Annotated in this window: 19 protein-coding genes and 1 tRNA gene; 13 read left to right on the forward strand and 7 right to left on the reverse strand. The window is 68.8% G+C overall.

Annotated elements, in window-relative coordinates:
* On the forward strand, positions 1-462 hold a 462-nt coding region (locus AAHB17_RS20990; RefSeq protein ID WP_342132866.1), incomplete at its 5' end, for a response regulator.
* Here AAHB17_RS20990 and AAHB17_RS20995 read toward each other — a convergent pair.
* The gene (locus tag AAHB17_RS20995) at positions 444-2,345 is read right to left on the reverse strand and encodes a response regulator (protein WP_342132868.1); all 1,902 of its coding nucleotides are present in this window, start codon (positions 2,343-2,345) and stop codon (positions 444-446) included. The genes AAHB17_RS20990 and AAHB17_RS20995 overlap by 19 nt on opposite strands.
* 2 nt (positions 2,346-2,347) lie before the next feature.
* Positions 2,348-2,872, reverse strand: coding sequence for a molybdopterin-dependent oxidoreductase (locus AAHB17_RS21000; RefSeq protein WP_342132870.1), 525 nt, complete (start codon positions 2,870-2,872; stop codon positions 2,348-2,350).
* A gap of 268 nt (positions 2,873-3,140) precedes the next feature.
* Here AAHB17_RS21000 and AAHB17_RS21005 point away from each other — a divergent pair.
* From AAHB17_RS21005 to AAHB17_RS21020, 4 genes are all read left to right on the forward strand, one after another.
* Positions 3,141-3,229 (forward strand) — tRNA-Leu (locus AAHB17_RS21005).
* A gap of 53 nt (positions 3,230-3,282) precedes the next feature.
* Positions 3,283-3,909 carry a DUF6806 family protein gene (locus AAHB17_RS21010; RefSeq protein ID WP_342132871.1) on the forward strand — a complete coding sequence of 209 codons (627 nt, stop codon included), beginning with the start codon at positions 3,283-3,285 and terminating at the stop codon, positions 3,907-3,909.
* A gap of 33 nt (positions 3,910-3,942) precedes the next feature.
* A complete protein-coding gene (locus AAHB17_RS21015) occupies positions 3,943-5,247 on the forward strand; it encodes an MFS transporter (protein ID WP_342132907.1) in 1,305 nt (434 codons plus the stop codon).
* Positions 5,244-5,771: a YgjP-like metallopeptidase domain-containing protein gene (locus AAHB17_RS21020; protein WP_342132872.1), complete on the forward strand. Its 528-nt coding sequence runs from the start codon at positions 5,244-5,246 to the stop codon at positions 5,769-5,771. The genes AAHB17_RS21015 and AAHB17_RS21020 overlap by 4 nt, the downstream gene beginning before the upstream one ends.
* On the opposite strand, the gene murI is transcribed toward AAHB17_RS21020, so the two are convergent.
* From murI to AAHB17_RS21035, 3 genes are read right to left on the reverse strand one after another with little or no spacing between them, the layout of a single operon-like run.
* Positions 5,760-6,614 (reverse strand): glutamate racemase, encoded by an 855-nt coding sequence (gene murI / locus AAHB17_RS21025; protein WP_342132874.1) that lies wholly within the window; start codon positions 6,612-6,614, stop codon positions 5,760-5,762. The two genes, AAHB17_RS21020 and murI, sit on opposite strands and share 12 nt — an antisense overlap.
* A 4-nt stretch (positions 6,615-6,618) precedes the next feature.
* Positions 6,619-8,169, reverse strand: a complete 1,551-nt coding sequence (locus AAHB17_RS21030) for a fumarate hydratase (RefSeq protein ID WP_342132875.1) — start codon at positions 8,167-8,169, stop codon at positions 6,619-6,621.
* A gap of 27 nt (positions 8,170-8,196) precedes the next feature.
* The gene (locus AAHB17_RS21035) at positions 8,197-8,796 is read right to left on the reverse strand and encodes a TIGR00645 family protein (protein WP_342132876.1); all 600 of its coding nucleotides are present in this window, start codon (positions 8,794-8,796) and stop codon (positions 8,197-8,199) included.
* A 184-nt stretch (positions 8,797-8,980) separates the two neighbouring features.
* On the opposite strand from AAHB17_RS21035, the gene acs reads away from it, so the two are divergent.
* Positions 8,981-10,975, forward strand: a complete 1,995-nt coding sequence (gene acs / locus AAHB17_RS21040) for an acetate--CoA ligase (protein ID WP_342132877.1) — start codon at positions 8,981-8,983, stop codon at positions 10,973-10,975.
* A 70-nt stretch (positions 10,976-11,045) separates the two neighbouring features.
* Here the strand turns inward: acs and AAHB17_RS21045 are convergent, their stop codons facing one another.
* Positions 11,046-11,351, reverse strand: a complete 306-nt coding sequence (locus tag AAHB17_RS21045; protein ID WP_342132878.1) for a c-type cytochrome — start codon at positions 11,349-11,351, stop codon at positions 11,046-11,048.
* A gap of 121 nt (positions 11,352-11,472) precedes the next feature.
* Here AAHB17_RS21045 and AAHB17_RS21050 point away from each other — a divergent pair, with 121 nt between their 5' ends.
* From AAHB17_RS21050 to AAHB17_RS21070, 5 genes are all read left to right on the forward strand, one after another.
* Positions 11,473-11,712, forward strand: a complete 240-nt coding sequence (locus AAHB17_RS21050) for a TIGR04438 family Trp-rich protein (protein ID WP_342132880.1) — start codon at positions 11,473-11,475, stop codon at positions 11,710-11,712.
* A gap of 150 nt (positions 11,713-11,862) precedes the next feature.
* Entirely contained in the window at positions 11,863-13,125 is a 1,263-nt protein-coding gene (locus AAHB17_RS21055; protein WP_342132881.1) for a glycosyltransferase, read from the forward strand.
* A gap of 6 nt (positions 13,126-13,131) precedes the next feature.
* Positions 13,132-13,902, forward strand: coding sequence for a hypothetical protein (locus AAHB17_RS21060; protein WP_342132882.1), 771 nt, complete (start codon positions 13,132-13,134; stop codon positions 13,900-13,902).
* Entirely contained in the window at positions 13,889-14,746 is an 858-nt protein-coding gene (locus AAHB17_RS21065) for a Gfo/Idh/MocA family protein (RefSeq protein ID WP_342132883.1), read from the forward strand. Before AAHB17_RS21060 ends, AAHB17_RS21065 begins: the two co-directional genes overlap by 14 nt.
* On the forward strand, positions 14,743-15,861 hold the full coding sequence (locus AAHB17_RS21070) for a DegT/DnrJ/EryC1/StrS family aminotransferase (protein WP_342132884.1): 1,119 nt from the start codon (positions 14,743-14,745) through the stop codon (positions 15,859-15,861). Before AAHB17_RS21065 ends, AAHB17_RS21070 begins: the two co-directional genes overlap by 4 nt.
* Before the next feature lie 75 nt (positions 15,862-15,936).
* Here AAHB17_RS21070 and ilvD read toward each other — a convergent pair whose 3' ends face one another.
* Positions 15,937-17,631, reverse strand: a complete 1,695-nt coding sequence (gene ilvD, locus AAHB17_RS21075; RefSeq protein WP_342132885.1) for a dihydroxy-acid dehydratase — start codon at positions 17,629-17,631, stop codon at positions 15,937-15,939.
* A 98-nt stretch (positions 17,632-17,729) separates the two neighbouring features.
* Here ilvD and AAHB17_RS21080 point away from each other — a divergent pair, with 98 nt between their 5' ends.
* Both AAHB17_RS21080 and lgt read left to right on the forward strand, forming a co-directional pair.
* On the forward strand, positions 17,730-18,659 hold the full coding sequence (locus tag AAHB17_RS21080) for a LysR family transcriptional regulator (RefSeq protein ID WP_342132887.1): 930 nt from the start codon (positions 17,730-17,732) through the stop codon (positions 18,657-18,659).
* Positions 18,653-19,447 (forward strand): prolipoprotein diacylglyceryl transferase, encoded by a 795-nt coding sequence (gene lgt, locus AAHB17_RS21085; protein ID WP_342132888.1) that lies wholly within the window; start codon positions 18,653-18,655, stop codon positions 19,445-19,447. Before AAHB17_RS21080 ends, lgt begins: the two co-directional genes overlap by 7 nt.
* Positions 19,448-19,479 lie beyond the last annotated feature (32 nt).

The following is a 19,479-nucleotide window of genomic DNA, read 5'->3' on the forward strand; positions in this document are numbered from 1 at the left end:
CCCCCCCCCCCGCCCCCGCGGCGGGGGGCCCCGCCGGGCCCCCCCGAGGCACCGGCGCGCGCGCCGGTGCCCATGCAGGGCCGGGTGCTGCTGGTGGAAGACCAGCCGGTCAACCAGAAGCTGGCGATGGCGGTGCTGGCCCGCATCGGCCTGAGCGCCGTGCTGGCCACCAACGGGCAGGAAGCGTTGGCGTGCCTGCGCGAGCAGACCTTTGACCTGGTCCTCATGGATTGCCAGATGCCGGTGATGGACGGCTACGAGGCCACCGCGCGGCTGCGCGCGGGCGAAGCCGGCGAGGCGGCACGCGGCGTCACGGTGCTGGCGCTGACCGCCAACGTGATGCCCGAGGACGTGGTCCGCTGCGAGGCCGCGGGTTTCAGCGGCCACGTGGCCAAACCCTTCACCGTGGACATCCTGCGCGAGGCCTTGCTGCCCTGGCTGGCTCAGTCTTCGGTGGCGTAGATCGGCGTGTCGCTGTCGCCGGTGCGCCGGCGGTGGGGCGCGGCCTGACAACGCGCCAGCACGGACTTCAGCTCCTTCACCTGGATGGGCTTGGTCAGGAAGCCATCGCAGCCCGCGGCCTCGGTGTCGCGCTGGGTGGCTTCCATCGCGTTGGCGGTCAGCGCCACCACGGGCACCTGTCCGCGCGGCGGCGGCAGGCGGCGGATGTGGCGGGTGCTGTCCAGCCCGTCCATGTCGGGCATGTGCAGGTCCATCAGCACCAGGTCGAAGGCCTGCGTCCGCACCTGCTCCAGGGCCTGGCGGCCATTGCCGGCCGGGTGGACTTCGTGCCCCATCTTCTGCAGCAGCGCGGTGGCCAGTTTCTGGTTGACCGGGTGGTCGTCCACCACCAGCACCTTCAGCGGGGCGGGCGCCGTGGCCGGGGACGGCTGGGCATCGGGCGTGGTCGGTGGTGGTGCGGCCGTGTCCACGAAGGCGGCGTCGGCCTCGTCCCGTGTTTCGGTGGGCAGCACCAGCGTGAACACGCTGCCCTGGCCTTCACGGCTCGTGAGGTTGATCTGGCCGCCCATCATGTCCACCAGCGAGCGCGTGATGTTGAGCCCGAGCCCGGAGCCGCCATGGCGGCGCTGCAGGCTGGAGTCGATCTGGTAGAAGCGCTCGAACAGGCGGGCGGTGGCTTGTGCGCTCATGCCGATCCCGGTGTCGCGCACGGTGAACACGAGGGTCACGCTGTGTGCCTGTGCGCCCTCGTGGGCCTGCACCTCCAGATCAATGGCGCCACGTTCGGTGAACTTGACGGCATTGCTCAGCAGGTTGAACAGCAGCTGGCGCAGCCGAGTGGGGTCCAGCCAGACGACACGTGGCAGCCCGGGGCGCAGGTGGGTCCGGAAATGCAGTCCTTTCTCCCGGGCCTGTGCCTGCATGGGCGTGATGACGTCCTGCAGGACCCGCTGCAGGTCCATGGCCTCGGGCTGGATCTTGAGCTTGCCCTCTTCGATGGCGGCCATGTCCAGGATGTCGTTGAGCAGGGTCAGCAGATGCTGCGCCGACTCGGCGGCGGTGCGCAGGTAATCGCGCTGCTGGGTGTCCAGCGGGGTCTCGTGCAGCAGCTGCAACATGCCCAGCATCCCGTTGAAGGGCGTGCGCAGCTCGTGGCTCATGTTGGCCAGGAAATGGCCCTTGCTCACGTTGGCCTGTTCGGCTTGTTGGCGGGCCTGGTCGAGGGCGCGGTTGAGGTGTTCGAGCGCTGAGCGTTCGCGTTCCTGCCGGCGCTGCCTCACCACGATGGACAGCGCGACCAGCACCAGCAGCAGGCCTTGGGCCGCGAACAGGCTGACGATCAGGCGGTTCTGGCTGCGCAGCGTGGTGATCTGGTGCTGCATCTGGCGCGAGATCAGCGAATTCGACGCCAGGGACAGCGCCTGCACGTCGGGGCCCAGTGCCTGGAATTCGGCGGCCAGCGCCAGCAGTTCGTCGGCGTGGGCCGCGGGTTGTTCCATGAGGGGCGCCAGGCGGTCGACCAGGCCTTCGATCGCGGGCACCGCGTTCTGGTATTCGTTGTGTTCCCGCAGCGGCTCGATGCTGGGGCTGGTGGTCAGCAGAGTGAGGCGGCTGAGAAAGATGTCGTGGCGCAGCATCAGCGCGTCCCAATCGGCGGGGCGCCGGGCGTCGATGAGTTCGAGCGCGGTGCGCAGGCGCAGGAACTCGCGTTCGAACTGGAACACCAGCGCCGTCACCGAGTCCGCCTGCATTTGTGCCGCTTCCTCGGCCAAGCGGGCCTGGCGAAGGAAGATGCTCATCAGCACCGCCAATCCGGCCAGCAACAGCCCGGTGGCCAGGGCCAACCAGACCCAGAACCGCCTCGTCGCCTGGTGTCGACGCATGCCTATTCGATTTCGAGGGCGCCCAGCTGCCAGATCGCACGCTCGTAGTAGACGGCGTTCTGCAGCGCCGGGTTGCTGTCGAAGGGGTAGACGATGAACAGCGGGCCCTTGGTGCGCACGGGGATGGGCTGGTCGTTCATGCGGTGGGCCAGCACCATGTCGAACTGCCGCGTGTCCTCGAGGGGGATGTTGATCTTGTAGTCGTTCAGGGCCACGGCCTTCAGGGTGTTGCCCTGCGCTTGCACGGCCGCCAGCACGTCGCGCAGCAGCGGCCCACTGAACTTGACCGGTGCCTTTTCCCAGGGGGTCATGGTGGTGAAGGTCTTTTGCGGCAGGGCCTGCAGCATGGCCAGGTCAAACACGGCCGTGCCGCCGCGGTTGCTGGCGCCGATCTTGCCCTTGACGGTGAGCACCACCTTGCCTTTGGGCGCGTCCAGCGCCCAGGCCGCCGGCGCTGCGCCGATGAACGTGCCCAGCAGACCGGCCACGAGCAGGGCCATTTTTGTGCGACGGGAAAGCAGTGGCATGGTGTGGATGTCCTTGTGGTTCGGTCAAACAGGGCGCCGGGCCAGGCGGTGGGCGCAGGCGCGGCGCGAGGGCTTCACAGAAATGTAGCGCCATGGTGACCCATGCCACCGGTTCAGCCAATTTCCATGCATAAATCATACCAATTCGCATTTAATATGGCATTTGTCGCGTATTAAAAGAATCATTTTTGACGACTGAAGGCATCCGGAGCGACGCGGGAAGGCCAAGCGGGGGTGTCGTGGGAAATGGGGCGAAAATAGGTCCATGGCCCCGATGGTGAAATCGGTAGACACAGCAGACTTAAAATCTGCCGCCCTTTGTCGGGCGTACCGGTTCGAGTCCGGTTCGGGGCACCAGGAATGCCGTTTCAAGGCGACGTGACGGCCAGCCATTTTTGAGAGTACAGACCATGACCCCTTACGACGCCCCCTTCGAGATCCATGTGCACGGCGACGTGACCTTGCGCGACGACGTGGCCTTTGCCCAGATCCAGGAGGCGCTCAAGCCCCTGTGGGTCTACGCGGGCGCCAAGTCGCTGGCCGACGGTGCCCCCAGCGCCTACGAGGACGAGCCGGGCATCCGTTTCGACGCGCCCCAGCACCTGCTGCAAATCTGCTGGACCGTCACCGGCGACGAGGATTTCCGCCAGGTGATCGAGGAAGCCTGCATGGCGCTCAACGACATCGCCGCCGCCGGCGCTGCGCTGGAGGTGTCCTTCTACGACGTCGAGTTCGACGAGGAGAGCGAGGACGAGGAGGCCGAGTCGCGCGACGACTTCATGATGTGTTTCGTCGGCCCGACGCCGGCGGCCATCATGCAGGTGCAGCGCGACCTGCTGGTGCAGGATGTGGTCCATATCATGGAGCGCCACTTCGACGCCGCGGAGCTGGGCGACGTGGTGGGCGCCATCGACAAGCTGTTCGCCAACCGCTTCGACGCGCTGATCAACTCCATGCAGCTCGGCCGCCCGCCGCGTGGCATGGGGGGCTCCTCGGGCGGCCACGGCGGCCCGCGCAAGCCGCGCCACCTGCACTGACACGCTTCCGTGTCGCAGCCGCCACGCACCGCCATGGGTGAACCCACGCCCGGCGCGCTGAACCCCGGCGTGCGCCGGCGCGAGGTCTTTGGCTGGGCCATGTACGACTTCGCCAATTCCGGCTACACCACCGTCGTGCTCACGGCGGTGTTCGCCGCCTATTTCGTGGGCGGGGTGGCGGGCGGCGCGCCCTGGGCCACCTTTGCCTGGACGGCGGCTCTGAGCGTGGCGCACGCGCTGGTCATGTTCACCATGCCCACCCTGGGCGCCTGGGCCGACCTGCGCGCCAACAAGAAGGCCTTGCTGGCCTGGACCACGCTGGGCTGCGTGGCCAGCACGGCGGCGTTGGCACTGGTCGGCCCCGGTGACGTGGCGCTGGCGGTGCTGCTGGTGGTGTTGTCCAGCACCTGCTTCTTCTGGGGCGAATCGCTGATCGCGGCCTTCCTGCCCGAGCTGGCGCGCCCGCAGGCCATGGGCAAGGTCAGCGGTTGGGGCTGGAGCCTGGGCTACCTGGGGGGCATGCTGGCGCTGGGCCTGAGCCTTGGCTATGTCCTGTGGGCACAGGGGCAGGGCCTGCCGGCCTCGCATTTTGTGCCCGTCACCCTGCTGATCACCGCCGCCATTTTTGGTGCGGCCTCGCTGTTCACCTTCGCGCTGCTGCGCGAGCGTGCGCGGCCCAACCCCCAGGCGCTGGCGCAAGGGGGCCTGGCGGCCTCGCTGCAGCGGCTGGCGCGCACCTGGCGGCAGGCGCGGCACTACCGCGATTTCATGTGGCTGCTGGCCTGTGCCGTTGCCTACCAGGGCGGCGTGGCCGTGGTGGTGGCGCTGGCCGCCATCTACGCCGAGCAGGTGATCGGTTTCGCCCAGCAGGAAACCATGGTGCTGATCTTCGTTCTCAACATCGCCGCCATGGCCGGTGCCTTCGGCTTCGGCTACGGGCAGGACCGCCTGGGCCACAAGCTGGCCCTGGGCCTGACGCTGGCCGGCTGGGTGGTCACCTGCGTGATCGCGGCGGCCACCACCACCAAGGGCGGTTTCTGGTGGGCGGCAGCCATCGCCGGGCTGTGCATGGGGTCCAGCCAGTCGGCCGGCCGCGCCATGGCCGGCCTGCTGGCGCCGCCTGCGCAGCGGGCCGAGTTCTACGGCCTGTGGACCCTGGCCGCGCGGCTGGCCAGCATCATCGGCCCGCTCACCTACGGTGGCATCACCTGGGCCACCGGTGGCGACCACCGCCTGGCCATCCAGTCCACCGCCGCGCTGTTCGCCATCGGCCTGCTGCTGCTGTGGCCGGTCAACATGGCGCGTGGCGAACGCGCCGCCGCGCAGACCCCGCAGTGACGGCGCCGCTCAGGTACCTGTCGGCCTACAGCCCCGAATTGCAGCAGCAGGCGCGTGAGCTGCTGAGCGGCGGGCGCCTGGCGCCGTGGTTGCTGGCGCGCCATCCCCAGGCGCATGGCAAACGCAACGATGGCGCGCTCTACGCCCACGTGGAGGCACTCCGGCAGGCCCACATGCGGCAGACGCCGCGCCTGGACCGGGTGTGTTTCGACAGCAAGCTGCACGTGGTGCAGCACGCGCTGGGTCTGCACACGCGGGTGTCGCGGGTGCAGGGCAACAAGCTCAAGGCGGCGCGCGAGATCCGCGTGGCGGCGGTGTTCCGCGACGCACCCTTGCCCTTCCTCGACATGATCGCGGTGCACGAACTGGCCCACCTGCGCGAGCGCGAACACGACCGCGCCTTCTACCGCCTGTGCACCCACATGCTGCCCGACTACCACCAGCTGGAGCTGGAACTGCGCCTGTACTTGACCCACCTGGAGGCCGGGGGCGAGCGGCTGTGGGCCGCGCCTTCAGTCGATTGATGCCGTCGGCAGCGCCACCCGCGCGCAAGCCGTGGGCGGCAAGCCCAGCCACTGCGCCGCAGCCGCCTGCAGGGCCGCCAGATCTCCGGTGGTGAGCAGGCGCACGCTGTCCGCCGTGTCGCCTGACGCGTCGCCCGTGGTGGCCAGCCGGCCCGAGCTGTCGAGCAGGCGCCGGGTCTGCCGGGCCACGGGCTCGCCGGTGTCGATCATCCGCACATCCGGCCCCAGCAGTGCGCGCAGTTCATCGCGCGCAAACACGTAGTGGGTGCAGCCCAGCACCAGGGTGTCGATCTCGCCAGCGCCGGTGCCAAAGCGGCCCATGGCCTGGGTGTAGCGCGCGCACAGGGCTTGCACCTCCAGGCGGGCGGCGGGGTCGGTGGTGCGGTGTTCGATGGCACGCGCCAGCCCGTCGCAAGGCTGCAGCACCCATTCGATGTGGGCGGGCTGCGCGGCTTGCAGCTGCGCGAAGCGGCCACTGCCCAACGTGCCGCGTGTGGCCATCACGCCGATGCGACCGGTGTGCGTGAGCCCGGCGGCCGGCTTCAGCGCCGGCTCCACACCGACGATGGGCAGATCGGGGTGGTGTTGGCGCAGGGCGTCGATGGCGGCGGCGGTGGCGGTGTTGCAGGCCACCACCAGCGCCTGGATGCCGTGGGCGGCGCACAGGTGCTGGGTGATGGCGTGGGTGCGAGCCGCCACAAAGGCGTCGCCGCGTTCGCCGTAGGGCGCGTGGCCGCTGTCGGCCAGGTAGACGAAGCGCTCCAGCGGCAGTTCGGCGCGCAGCGCCTGCAGCACGCTCAAGCCGCCGACGCCACTGTCGAAAACGCCGATGGGCGACCTCAAGGTGTCAACCCGCGATCGCGATGCCTTTGAACTCGCCGGAGGCGATGCGCTTGCTCCACTCGGCTGGACCGGTGATGTGGGCACTGGTGCCGCCGGCGTCCACCGCCACGGTCACCGGCATGTCGACAACGTCGAACTCGTAGATGGCTTCCATGCCCAGGTCCGCGAAGCCCACCACCTTGGCGGTCTTGATGGCCTTGGAGACCAGGTAGGCGGCGCCGCCCACGGCCATCAGGTAGGCCGACTTGTGCTGCTTGATGGACTCGATGGCGACCGGGCCGCGCTCGGCCTTGCCGATCATGGCGATCAGGCCGGTCTGGGCCAGCATCATTTCGGTGAAGCCGTCCATGCGGGTCGCGGTGGTGGGGCCGGCGGGGCCCACGGCCTCGCCCTTGACCGGATCGACCGGGCCGACGTAGTAGATCACCCGGTTGGTGAAGTCCACCGGCAGCTGCTCGCCCTTGGCCAGCATGTCCTGGATGCGCTTGTGCGCGGCGTCGCGGCCGGTCAGCATCTTGCCGTTGAGCAGCAGGGTCTGGCCGGGTTTCCAGCTCGCCACTTCGGCGGGCGTGAGGGTGTCGAGGTTGACGCGCTGGCTCTTCTGGGTGTCGGGTTCCCAGTTGACGTTGGGCCACAGGTCCAGGCTGGGTGGGTCGAGGTAGACCGCGCCGCTGCCGTCGAGCACGAAGTGGGCGTGGCGGGTGGCCGCGCAGTTGGGGATCATGGCCACCGGCTTGCTGGCCGCGTGGGTGGGGTAGAGCTTGATCTTGACGTCCAGCACGGTGGTCAGGCCGCCCAGGCCTTGCGCGCCAATGCCCAGGGCATTGACTTTTTCGTACAGCTCCAGCCGCATTTCCTCGACGCGGTCGAGCTTCTCGCCCTTGGACGCCTTGGCCTGCAGTTCGTACATGTCGATGTCGTCCATCAGGCTTTCCTTGGCCATCAGCACGGCCTTTTCGGCCGTGCCGCCAATGCCAATGCCCAGCATGCCCGGCGGGCACCAGCCGGCGCCCATGGTGGGCACGGTCTTGAGCACCCAGTCGACCACGTTGTCGCCGGGGTTGAGCATGACCATCTTGGACTTGTTCTCGGAGCCACCACCCTTGGCCGCGACGGTCACTTCCACCGTGTTGCCGGGCACCAGCTCGGTGAAGATCACGGCCGGCGTGTTGTCCTTGGTGTTCTTGCGCAGGAACTGCGGGTCGGCCACGACCGAGGCGCGCAGGGTGTTGTCGGGGTGGTTGTAGCCGCGGCGCACGCCTTCGTTGATGGCGTCGTCCAGGCTGCCGGTGAAGCCTTCCCAGCGCACGTCCATGCCCACCTTCAGGAAGACGTTGACGATGCCGGTGTCTTGGCAGATCGGGCGGTGGCCGGTGGCGCTCATCTTGCTGTTGGTCAGGATCTGCGCGATCGCGTCCTTGGCCGCCGCGCTCTGCTCGCGCTCGTAGGCGCGCGCCAGGTGGGCGATGTAGTCGGCCGGGTGGTAGTAGCTGATGTACTGCAGGGCGCCGGCGATGGATTCGATCAGGTCGGCTTGGCGGATGGTGGTGCTCATGTCTGGACTCCGATGGGGAAGGTTGGCTCAGTGTTTTTCAGCGTGCGACATCAGCTTGTCGGTGTAGGCGATGGCCATGGCGCTGAGCAGGAACACGACGTGGATGGTGGTTTGCCACATCAGCACCTTCACGTCGTAGTTGGCAGCGTTGATGAAGGTCTTGAGCAGGTGGATGGAGCTGATGCCGATGATGGACATGGCCAGCTTGACCTTGAGCACCGAGGCGTTGACGTGGCTCAGCCACTCGGGCTGGTCGGGGTGGTTTTCCAGGTTCATGCGGCTGACGAAGGTCTCGTAACCGCCGACGATGACCATGATCAGCAGGTTGCTGATCATGACCACGTCGATCAGGGCCAGCACCACCAGCATGATGATGGTCTCGTTCAGGCCGGTCATCTGCACGTCGCTCTTGTAGCCGATGCTGGCGATCAGCTTGTCCAGCGCGACCTGGTTGCCGAAGGCGGCCTCGATCAGGTGCACCAGTTCGACCCAGAAATGGAAGACGTAGATGGCTTGTGCCGCGATCAGGCCGATGTACAGCGGCAACTGCAGCCAACGGCTGGCAAAAATCAGGTTGGGCAGACTGCGCGCGCTGGGCGCGGGTTTGGGGGAGGGCGGCTGGGACATGGATGTGGGGCGGAGGGAAAATCGCCCGTTATTGTAGGTGGCGGCCCGTACCCGACACGCCGGGCGGGGCGGGACGCCGAGAACTGGCCGGACGCGGTGTAAGTGGCTCGTAAGAGCCCGAACGCACAGTGCGGCCGGTTCGCAATGAGCGACTATGTCCGACAACATCCGAGGAGACCGCAGCATGTCCGCACCATCGTCCGCCATCCAGTCCACGCTGATTGAAAACCGGGTGTTCGAGCCCAGCGCCGCCACCGTGTCGGCGGCCCGCATCGGCGGCATGGCGGCCTACCAGGCGCTGTGCGCCGAGGCCGAAGCGGACCTGGAGGGTTTCTGGTCGCGCCTGGCCCGCGAAAACCTGAGCTGGCACAAGCCCTTCACCCGCACGCTGGACGAGTCCAACGCGCCTTTCTACAAGTGGTTCGAGGACGGCGAGCTCAACGCCTCCTACAACTGCCTGGACCGCCACATGGGCACGGCGACGGAGAACAAGACCGCCATCATCTTCGAGGCCGATGGCGGCGAGGTGACCAAGGTGACCTACAAGGAGCTGCTGGCCAAGGTCTCGCAGTTCGCCAATGCCTTGAAGGCGCGTGGGGTGAAGAAGGGGGACCGGGTCGTCATCTACATGCCCATGACCATTGAAGGCGTCGTGGCCATGCAGGCCTGCGCCCGCATCGGCGCCACCCACAGCGTGGTGTTCGGCGGTTTCTCGGCCAAGGCGCTGCAGGAACGCATCCAGGACGCCGGCGCCGTGGCCGTGGTCACCGCCAACTACCAGCTGCGCGGTGGCAAGGAACTGCCGCTCAAGGCCATCGTCGACGAAGGCATCGCCATGGGCGGCTGCGAATGTGTCAAGGACGTGATCGTGTTCCAGCGCACCCCCACCGCCTGCAACATGGTGGCCGGTCGCGACAGCCTGATGCACGAGGTCATGGCGGGCCAGTCCACCGACTGCCCGGCCGAGATGGTGGGCGCCGAACACCCGCTGTTCGTGCTCTACACCTCGGGTTCCACCGGCAAGCCCAAGGGCGTGCAGCACAGCACCGGCGGCTACCTGCTGTGGGCCAAGCTGACCATGGACTGGACCTTTGATCTCAAGCCCAACGACGTGTTCTGGTGCACGGCCGACATCGGCTGGATCACCGGCCACAGCTACGTGGCCTACGGTCCGCTGGCCGCAGGCGCCACCCAGATCGTCTTTGAAGGCGTGCCCACCTACCCGAACGCGGGCCGCTTCTGGCAGATGATCGAGCGCCACAAGTGCAGCATCTTCTACACCGCGCCCACGGCCATCCGCTCGCTGATCAAGGCCGCCGAGGCCGACGAGAAGGTGCACCCGGCGCGCTCCGACCTGAGCAGCCTGCGCTTGCTGGGCTCGGTGGGTGAGCCCATCAACCCCGAAGCCTGGATGTGGTACTACAAACACGTGGGCGGCGAGCGCTGCCCCATCGTGGACACCTTCTGGCAGACCGAAACCGGCGGTCACATGATCACGCCGCTGCCCGGCGCCACACCGTTGGTGCCCGGCTCCTGCACGCTCCCGCTGCCCGGCATCATGGCCGCCATCGTCGACGAACAGGGCGGTGACATGCCCAACGGCGCGGGCGGCATCCTGGTGGTCAAGCGCCCGTGGCCGTCCATGATCCGCACCATCTGGGGCGACCCGGAGCGCTTCAAGAAGAGTTATTTTCCCGAAGAGCTCAAGGGCTATTACCTGGCCGGCGACGGCGCCGTGCGCAGCGCCGATCGGGGCTACTTCCGCATCACCGGCCGCATCGACGACGTGCTCAACGTGTCGGGCCACCGCATGGGCACGATGGAAATCGAATCGGCCCTGGTGGCCAAGACCGACCTGGTGGCCGAGGCCGCCGTGGTCGGCCGCCCCGACGACCTGACCGGCGAGGCCATCGTGGCCTTTGTGGTGCTCAAGCGTTCGCGCCCCACCGGCGAAGAGGCCAAGGCCATCGCCAAGGAACTGCGCGACTGGGTGGGCAAGGAAATCGGCCCGATCGCCAAGCCCAAGGACATCCGTTTCGGCGACAACCTGCCCAAGACCCGCAGCGGCAAGATCATGCGCCGCCTGTTGCGTGGCATCGCCAAGGGCGAAGCCATCACCCAGGACACCTCCACGCTGGAGAATCCGGCCATTCTGGACCAGCTGTCCGAAAACAACTGACGCGTGTGCCCACAGAAAAGCCCGCCGTGTTTCTGCACGACGGGCTTTTTGTTGCTGTTCTTGCGCTTGCTTACTTCAGGCTTAGCACCCAGTTGGCCAGCTGCAGCGCCTCCGCCTGGCTGACCTGCGTGTTGGCTGGCATGGGCACGGCGCCCCAGGTGCCCGAGCCGCCGGCCACGATCTTGGCAGCCAGCTTGGTGGCCGCGTCGCTCTGGCCGGCGTATTTCCTGGCCACATCCCTGTAGGCCGGCCCCACGAGTTTTTTCTCCACGGCGTGGCAGGCCACACATTGCTTGCTCTTGGCCAATGCCTCGTCGGCCAGCACCGGGCCGGCCAGCAGGGCGCTCAACAAACTGATCGTCAAAACACGTTTCATGGCGGTATCCTTCGGTACATGGTGGAGCCAGTTGGCCCGGATTCTATGAGTCCGCCGGCGCGCAGGGGTTCCGCCCGTTCCCAATGTTCCCGCGGGCGTCGACCGTGGTGTGGAGATGGTCATGTGGTTTCTGGGTCTGGGCCTGGTGTTGATGTTGCTCAAGTATTTCGGCTGGGGGCCGGTGGCGCAGTGGGCGTGGTGGGAAACCATGGTGCCCTTGGGCCTGGCCGTCGCCTGGTGGAGCTGGGCCGATTACTCGGGCTACACCAAGCGCAAGCGCATGCAAAAGGAAGCCCAGCGCCACGACGAGCGCATCGAGCGGCTGAAGAAGAACATGGGGCAGATCCACCGACCCAAGTGATGGCCCGGCGCGTCGGGGCGCCCGGCGTGGCCCGGGTGTGCCGGGGTGTTCACCCTAAAATGCATTGAACTGTTGCCCACCTTGCCGCCGTGTTGTCGGCCCCGGGCGGGACCGACCATCCACCACCCCGCAAGCGGCAGAGGACATGCCTTGAAAATCGTACTGGCCATGTGCAGCATGGTCGCCCGTTCCGGTGCCGAATGGTTCGTCAGCGATCTGGCGCTGGCCTTGACCCGCAGGGGTCACTCGGTGGTGGTGTACGCGCCCATCATGGGCGACATGGTCGATGGGTTGCGCGCGCAATGCATCGCCTGTGTGACCGACCTCGCCAGCGTGGCCGTGCCGCCCGATGTGATCATTGGTCACACCCGCGACGAAACCGTGGCCTGCCTGGCCCATTTCCCTGGTGTGCCGGCCATTTCCGTGTGCCACGACCGCACCGCCAGCCACGGTCAGCCGCCGCTGTTTGCCCGCGTGCGCCAGCACGTGGCGGTGGACCTCAACTGCGCCGAACGGCTGTCGCTGCAGCACGGCATACCGCCCGAGGCGGTCCGGATCATCTCCAATGGCGTCGATCTCGGGCGCTTCCACCCGCGCGCGCCGCTGCCGGCCCGGCCGCAGCGGGCCGTGATCTTCAGCAACTACGCGACCGACAGCCAAGACACGCGCGAGGTCAGAGAGGCCTGCGCGGCGCTGGGCATCGCGCTGGACGTGATCGGCAGCGGCGTCGGCCGCCAGGCCGCCTCGCCGGAGGACGTGCTGGGCCGCTACGACCTCGTCTTCGCCAAGGCCCGCTGCGCGATGGAGGCGATGGCCGTGGGCTGCGCCGTGATCCTGCTGAACGAGGGCATGGGCTACGCCGGCCTGGTCACGGCGGCCAACGTGGCCGAGTGGCATCCCTGGAATTTTGGCCGCCGGCTCATGCAGGCGCCCATCGAGCGTGACCGCATCGTGGCCGACATCCAGCGCTACGACGCCGGTGATGCCCAGGTCGTGAGCGGGTATGTGCGCCGCCACGTCTCGCTGGCGGCCATGGCCGATGCCTTTGACGCGCTGGCGCGGCAGGTGGTGGCCGACGAAGCCCAGCGGGTGCCGGTGGCCCCCGCGGTGGAAATGCGCGAGTTCGCCCGCCACGTGACGGACAACCAACAGCTTTTCGGCACCGTGCCGCTGGCGGTGCAGACCGGCATGCTGCTGGGCGAGCTGGAGCAGGTGAGGGCGGCGCTCGTGTCCAGCCCCCCCGCGTCGACCAGCGCACCGCTGCCCACCGCCGTGCCCGCCTTGGCGTCGGCGCGCATCGGACCCGACCCGCGGGTGGCCGCGCTCGAACGGCAACTCGGCGCCATGCGCGCCAGCTGGTCGTGGCGCCTCACCGCGCCCATGCGCTGGCTGGGCGCCCGTATCGGCTTCTGAACCACCATGAGCACCCTGTTGCTGATCGCCCACCCGGGCCATGAACTCCGCGTCCTGCAGTGGGTGGCGCTAAACCGCCCCGAGGTGGTCATGCTCACGCACGGCGACGGTTCGATCGGGCAGCCGCGCCTGGCGGATTCGCTGGCGGTGCTGACGGCGCTGGGCGTCCGGCTGCGCGCCGACTGGATCAGCGCCGTGTCCGACCAGGCGATCTACCAGGCCTTGCTTGGCCAGGGGCCGTCGCCGTTGGATGGCTGGCTCGAACGGCTGTCCGAACGGGCGCTGGCGGCCGGCGTGACCACGGTGGTGGCCGACGAGGCGGAGGGCTACAACCCGACCCACGAGCTCTGCCGCGTGCTGGCCAACCGGCTGTGCGAGCGGCTGCGGCGCGGCGGGCACGAGGTGGACAACCTCGAGGTGCCTCTCGTGGGCCACCCCTGCGACCCGGCACGGCGCGCCCAGATGCGGGTGGAGGTGACGCTGTCGCCGGCACAGGCCGCCTGGAAGATCGGGCAGATGTGCGATTACGCGCGCCGTTGCAGCCCGGTGCTGGAGGCCGAGGTGCGGAAGATGCTGGACGATTTTGGTGCCGAAGCCTTCGCCACCGAGTGCCTGTACGCCGCGCGCCGCACCGTCTATGAAGACGACCGCCTGCCCGACGAGAAACCGGCGTTCGAGCGTTTTGGCGAGGCCCGCCACGCCGCCGGCATCTACCCGCACGTGATTCGGGCCGAACACCTGCGTCAACTGGTCAGGCAGATGCATGTGGCCCGCTGACGCCGGTCCTGACCGCAGGCGCATCGCGCTCGTCGGCTTCGGCCGCTTCGGACGCATCCATGCCTTGCGCCTGCAGTACCATCCCGCCTTTGTGCTGGCCTGTGTGGTCGACACCGACGCGCAGGCCCGGGCCGCCGCGCGGGCCACGGGTCTCGTGGCCTGGCCGTCTTTGGATGCCCTGCCGCCGGACATCGAGGCGGCCAGCGTGGTCACGCCCGCCGACACCCACGCCGACGTGGCCGTGGCGCTGCTGTCGCGTGGCCTGCATGTGCTGGTGGAGAAACCGCTGGCCACCCATGAAGGCGACATCCAGCGCCTGCTGGCGGTCGCGCACCGGACCGGGCGCCTGCTGTGCACCGGCCACATCGAGCGCTTCAACGCCTGCCTGCTGTCGCCGCCCTGGGAAGGGCGCCCGCAGCGCCTGGATTTCGAGCGGCAATCCACCGCCGTCGGCAGTGGCCGCAGCGCCGTCATGGACCTGATGGTGCACGACATCGACCTCGCGGCGCACCTGCTGCGCCTGCCCGGCGATGCGGGCTTCCGTGTCGTGTCCGTGGCGGAACGGCACGACCAGGTGCGGGCCGAGGTCGACATGGGGGGGTGCCGCGTGGCTTTGCTGGCCCGCCATGGCGCCGAGCGTTCCAGCGCCAGCCTGCGCTGGGGTGAGGCGAGGGGGCAGGCGCTTGAGTTGTCCGTCCGACCCGCCGCGCACGAAGAGGACGCGCTGACCCGGCAGTACACCGCCTTCCACCACCTGCTCGCGGGACGCAGCGCGACCCTGGCCGACGCCCAGGCCGGCGCGGTGGCCGCGCGCCGCGCGCTGGCCATCCTGGCCGAGCTGTGAACATTCCTTTTTTTCGCAGCCCCTGGCAGGCGGGCCCCGGCGCCGAGGCGCTGACCCGCGCCTGGTCGGGGGTGCTGGCCGACGGGCAGTACATCCTGGGCCCGCAGGTGGCGCGTTTCGAGGCCGCGCTGGGCGCCTGCCTGGGCGGGCAGGCGGTCGCCGGGGTCAACTCGGGCACCGACGCCCTGGTGCTGGCCCTGCAGGTGCTGGACCTGTCGCCGGGCGACGAGGTGGTCTTGCCCAGCTACACCTTCTTCGCCTGCCTGGAGGCGGTGTGGCGTGTGGGCGCCGTGCCGGTGTTGTGCGATGCGCGGCCCGACGACTTCCTGGCCGGCGACGCCGAGATCGCCGCCTGCGTCACGTCGCGCACCCGTGCCGTGCTGGCCGTGCCCTTGTTTGGCGATGCCAGTGCCTTGCCGGGCATCGCCGCGCTGTGCCGCGAGCGTGGCCTGATGCTGGTGGAGGACGCGGCACAGGCCTTGGGCGCGCGCGTGCCCCAGCCAGGCGGTTCGGAGGCCCTGGCCGGCACCCTGGGCGACCTCTCCACCTTCAGTTTCTACCCCACCAAGACCCTGGGCGCGGTGGGCGATGCGGGGGCGCTGACCAGCCGGCACGGCGCGCTGCTCGCGCGCGCCCGGATCTTGCGCAACCACGGTGTCGACGCCGGGCTGCACCACCACCTCGGGCTCAACAGCCGCATGGACGAACTGCAGGCCGTGGTCTTGCAGGCCGGGTTGCTGGCCCTGCCGGGCTGGCTGGCCCAGCGCCAGGCCATCGCCCAGCGCTACCTGGCCGGGCTGGCCGATGCGCCCGGCGTCACGCCGCCGCGCGACACGCCCGGCCACGCGTGGAACTACTTCGTGCTGCGGCACCCGCAGCGCGACACGCTGCGGCAACGGCTGGCCGAACACGGCATAGCCAGCAAGGTGTACTACGACCGCGCCTTGCACGCGCAGCCGGCTTACCTGGCGCGTGGTGCGCCCGTGCGCCTGCCCCATGCCGAGTCGCACGCCGGCCGCGCGCTGGCCTTGCCCCTCTATCCCGGCCTGACCGAGGCCGAGGTGGCGCGGGTGATCGACGCCGTGCGGGAGGCCTGCCAGCGCTGCGCGGCGTGAGCGGCGCCATGGCCTCCAGGCGCAAAAAAGCCCGCGCGGGGCGCGGGCTGTGGATGGCCCGGGGTGCCGGGTGGGTCAGTAGTCGTCCAGCACCGCGCCCTTGCTGGCGCTCGAGGCGTTGAACGCGAACTTGGCCTGCACGCCACGCGTGTAGCGCGGTGCGGGCGGGGTCCAGCCTTCGCGGCGCTTGGCCAGTTCGGCCTCGCTCACATTGAGTTCCAGCACCAGCTTGTGTGCGTCGATGGTGATGCTGTCGCCTTCGTTCACAAAGGCGATGGTGCCACCGGCCGCGGCCTCGGGTGCCACGTGGCCCACCACCATGCCCCAGGTGCCGCCGGAGAAGCGGCCGTCGGTGATCAGGCCCACGCTCTCGCCCAGGCCGGCGCCGATCAGCGCGCCGGTGGGCGCCAGCATCTCGGGCATGCCGGGGCCGCCCTTGGGGCCCAGGTAGCGCAGCACCATCACGTCGCCGGCCTGGATCTTGCCGGCCAGGATGGCGGCCAGGGCCGACTGCTCGTCGTCGAACACGCGGGCCGGGCCGGTGATGACCGGGTTCTTCAGGCCGGTGATCTTGGCGACGGCGCCCTCGGGGCTCAGGTTGCCCTTGAGGATGGCCAGGTGGCCCTGTGCGTACATGGGGTTGCTGATGGCGCGGATCACGTCCTGGTCGGCGCGCGGCTGGTCCGGCACGTCTTTGAGCACCTCGGCGATGGTCTGGCCCGAGATGGTCAGGCAGTCGCCGTGCAGCAGGCCGGCGTTGAGCAGCAATTTCATGACCTGCGGGATGCCGCCGGCGCGGTGCAGGTCGACCGCCAGGTACTTGCCGCTGGGCTTGAGGTCGCACAGCACGGGCGTGCGCTGGCGGATGCGCTCGAAGTCGTCGATGGTCCACTCCACCTCGGCGGCGTGGGCGATGGCCAGGAAATGCAGCACCGCGTTGGTCGAGCCGCCGGTGGCCATGATCACCGCCACCGCGTTCTCGATCGCCTTCTTGGTGACGATGTCGCGCGGCTTGATGTCCTTCTTGATGGCCTCCATCAGCACCTTGGCCGACTCCTTGGCCGAGTTCATCTTCTCGTCGTGGGGGTTGGCCATGGTGGACGAGTAGGGCAGGGAGATGCCCAGGGCCTCGAAGGCCGAGCTCATGGTGTTGGCGGTGTACATGCCGCCGCACGAACCGGTGCCGGGGATGGCGCGTTTTTCGATCTCGGTCAGGTCGAAGTCGCTGAGCTTGCCGGCGGCGTTTTCGCCCACGGCCTCGAACACGCTGACGATGTTCAGGTCTTTGCCCTGGTAGCTGCCGGGCAGGATGGTGCCGCCGTAGACGTAGATGGCCGGCACGTTGGCGCGCAGCATGCCCATCAGGCCGCCGGGCATGTTCTTGTCGCAGCCGCCCACCACCAGCACGCCGTCCATCCACTGGCCCTGCACGCAGGTCTCGATGCAGTCGCTGATGACCTCGCGGCTGACCAGCGAGTACTTCATGCCCTCGGTGCCCATGGCCATGCCGTCGGAGATGGTGGGCGTGCCGAACACCTGGGCGTTGCCGCCGGCTTCCTCGATGCCGGCGATGGCCGCGTCGGCCAGCTTCTGCAGGCCCGAGTTGCAGGGCGTGATGGTGCTGTGGCCGTTGGCCACGCCCACCATGGGTTTCTTGAAGTCACCTTCTTCGTAGCCCATGCCGTAGAACATGGAGCGGTTGGGCGCGCGCGACTTGCCTTCGGTGATGTTGGCGCTGCGGCGGTTGATCTTGATCGGTTTCGTGTCCATGGGCGGAGCCTTCTGTGGGTGCGGAAAAGGCCAGATTGTGCGCTCTGTCCGTGATTGCTTCCAATCCATTTTTTGTCCACTATTGATATGCTTGGCATATGAAAGAGCAGACGAATACGCCGATCGTCGACCTGCGGGTGTGGCGCCAATTCGTGGTGCTGGCCGAAGAGCTGCACTTCGGCCGCGCCGCCGTGCGCCTGCACATGACCCAGCCGCCGCTGACCCAGGCCATCGCGCAGCTGGAGGCCACGCTGGGCGTGCGCGTGTTCGAGCGCAGCCGCCGCCACGTGGCGCTGAGCCCGGCGGGCGAGGCCTTGTTGCCCGAGGCGCGCGAGTTGCTGGCGCGGGCCCAGCGCCTGCCTGGCGTGGCGCGCTCCGCGGCCGCAGGCGAAGTCGGGCGCTTGCGCCTGGCCTTCGTTTCGCCCGTGGGTTTTGAGCTGCTGCCGCAGTGGGTGCGCGGTTTTCGCGCCCATTCGCCCGGTGTGGCGCTGGACCTGATCGAGGCCACGGGCGATGTGCAGCAGGCCGCGCTGGACCGTGGCGAGGTCGACGCGGGCGTGGTGCTGCATTCACCCGGTTTCGCGCCGGCCGGCCTGGCGTCGCTGCCGGTGGCCGAGGAGCCGCTGGTGCTGGCGCTGCCGGCATCCCACCCGCTGGCGACCGCGCGCCGCCTGGTGCCGGCCCAGGTGCTGGCGCAGCCGCTGGTGCTGTTTCCGCGCCGCATCCTGCCCTCCATCTGTGATGCGCTGTTCGCGCTCTACCATGCCCACGGCCAATCGCCACAGGTGGCACAGGAAGCGATCCAGATGCAGACCATCGTCAACCTGGTGGCGGCCGGCCTGGGTCTGGCCTGGGTGCCGCGCAGCGTCACCCGCTTCGAGCGCGGCGGCGTGGTTTACCGTGAGTGGGGGCTGGCGGGTGTGCCACGGTGCGAGACCCGCCTGGTGTGGGCCCAGGGGGACACGCGCCCGGCCCTGGCGCGCTTCGTGGACTTCGTGCGCGAACAGGCACAATCGCCCGCATGTTGATACACCCCCAGATCGACCCGGTCGCCTTGCAGCTCGGGCCCCTGGCCATCCACTGGTATGGCCTGACCTACCTCGCGGCCTTTGGTCTCTTCATGTGGCTGGGCACGCGCCGCCTGTCGCACCCACCGTTCGCGACCCTGCCGCAGTGGACGCGGCGCGATGTCGAGGACATCCTGTTCCTGGGCGTCATGGGGGTGGTGCTGGGCGGGCGCATCGGCTACTGCCTGTTCTACAAGCCGGCCTATTACGTGGCGAATCCGCTGGAGATCTTCGCCGTGTGGCAGGGCGGCATGAGCTTCCACGGCGGTTTGCTCGGCGTGTTGCTGGCCATGGTGTGGTTCGCGCGCAGCCGCCAACGGCCCTGGCTGCAGGTGATGGACTTCGTGGCGCCCTGTGTGCCCACCGGCCTGGCGGCCGGGCGGGTGGGCAACTTCATCAACGGCGAGCTGTGGGGCCGCGTGGCCGACCCGTCGCTGCCTTGGGGCATGGTGTTTCGCGGTGCCGGCGACCTGCCGCGCCACCCCTCGCAGGTCTACCAGTTCCTGCTCGAAGGCCTGCTGCTGTTCGTGCTGCTGTGGCTGTACGCGCGCCGGCCGCGCAAGACCGGCCAGGTCAGCGCGGCCTTCCTGGTCGGCTACGGTGGGTTCCGCTTCATCGCCGAGTTCTTCCGCGAGCCCGACGCCCACCTCGGCCTGCTGGGCCTGGGGCTGAGCATGGGGCAGTGGCTGTGTGTGCCCATGATCCTGGCGGGCTTGGCCATGGGCGTGTGGGCCACGCGCCGAAGCTGACGGCGCGGTGGGCCAGGGCGCGGTAACGCGCC

The organism is Hydrogenophaga sp. OTU3427 (genome assembly GCF_038440225.1).
Lineage (GTDB): Bacteria > Pseudomonadota > Gammaproteobacteria > Burkholderiales > Burkholderiaceae_C > Hydrogenophaga.

Coding starts and splice junctions, on each gene's coding strand:
- AAHB17_RS21030 (WP_342132875.1), bottom strand. CDS start 8,169: ATGAGCACCACCATCCGCCAAGCCGACCTGATCGAATCCATCGCCGGC.
- AAHB17_RS21015 (WP_342132907.1), top strand. CDS start 3,943: ATGGGTGAACCCACGCCCGGCGCGCTGAACCCCGGCGTGCGCCGGCGC.
- AAHB17_RS21045 (WP_342132878.1), bottom strand. CDS start 11,351: ATGAAACGTGTTTTGACGATCAGTTTGTTGAGCGCCCTGCTGGCCGGC.
- AAHB17_RS21000 (WP_342132870.1), bottom strand. CDS start 2,872: ATGCCACTGCTTTCCCGTCGCACAAAAATGGCCCTGCTCGTGGCCGGT.
- AAHB17_RS20995 (WP_342132868.1), bottom strand. CDS start 2,345: ATGCGTCGACACCAGGCGACGAGGCGGTTCTGGGTCTGGTTGGCCCTG.
- AAHB17_RS21060 (WP_342132882.1), top strand. CDS start 13,132: ATGAGCACCCTGTTGCTGATCGCCCACCCGGGCCATGAACTCCGCGTC.
- AAHB17_RS21010 (WP_342132871.1), top strand. CDS start 3,283: ATGACCCCTTACGACGCCCCCTTCGAGATCCATGTGCACGGCGACGTG.
- AAHB17_RS21035 (WP_342132876.1), bottom strand. CDS start 8,796: ATGTCCCAGCCGCCCTCCCCCAAACCCGCGCCCAGCGCGCGCAGTCTG.
- acs (WP_342132877.1), top strand. CDS start 8,981: ATGTCCGCACCATCGTCCGCCATCCAGTCCACGCTGATTGAAAACCGG.
- lgt (WP_342132888.1), top strand. CDS start 18,653: ATGTTGATACACCCCCAGATCGACCCGGTCGCCTTGCAGCTCGGGCCC.
- AAHB17_RS21050 (WP_342132880.1), top strand. CDS start 11,473: ATGTGGTTTCTGGGTCTGGGCCTGGTGTTGATGTTGCTCAAGTATTTC.
- ilvD (WP_342132885.1), bottom strand. CDS start 17,631: ATGGACACGAAACCGATCAAGATCAACCGCCGCAGCGCCAACATCACC.
- AAHB17_RS21080 (WP_342132887.1), top strand. CDS start 17,730: ATGAAAGAGCAGACGAATACGCCGATCGTCGACCTGCGGGTGTGGCGC.
- AAHB17_RS21065 (WP_342132883.1), top strand. CDS start 13,889: ATGTGGCCCGCTGACGCCGGTCCTGACCGCAGGCGCATCGCGCTCGTC.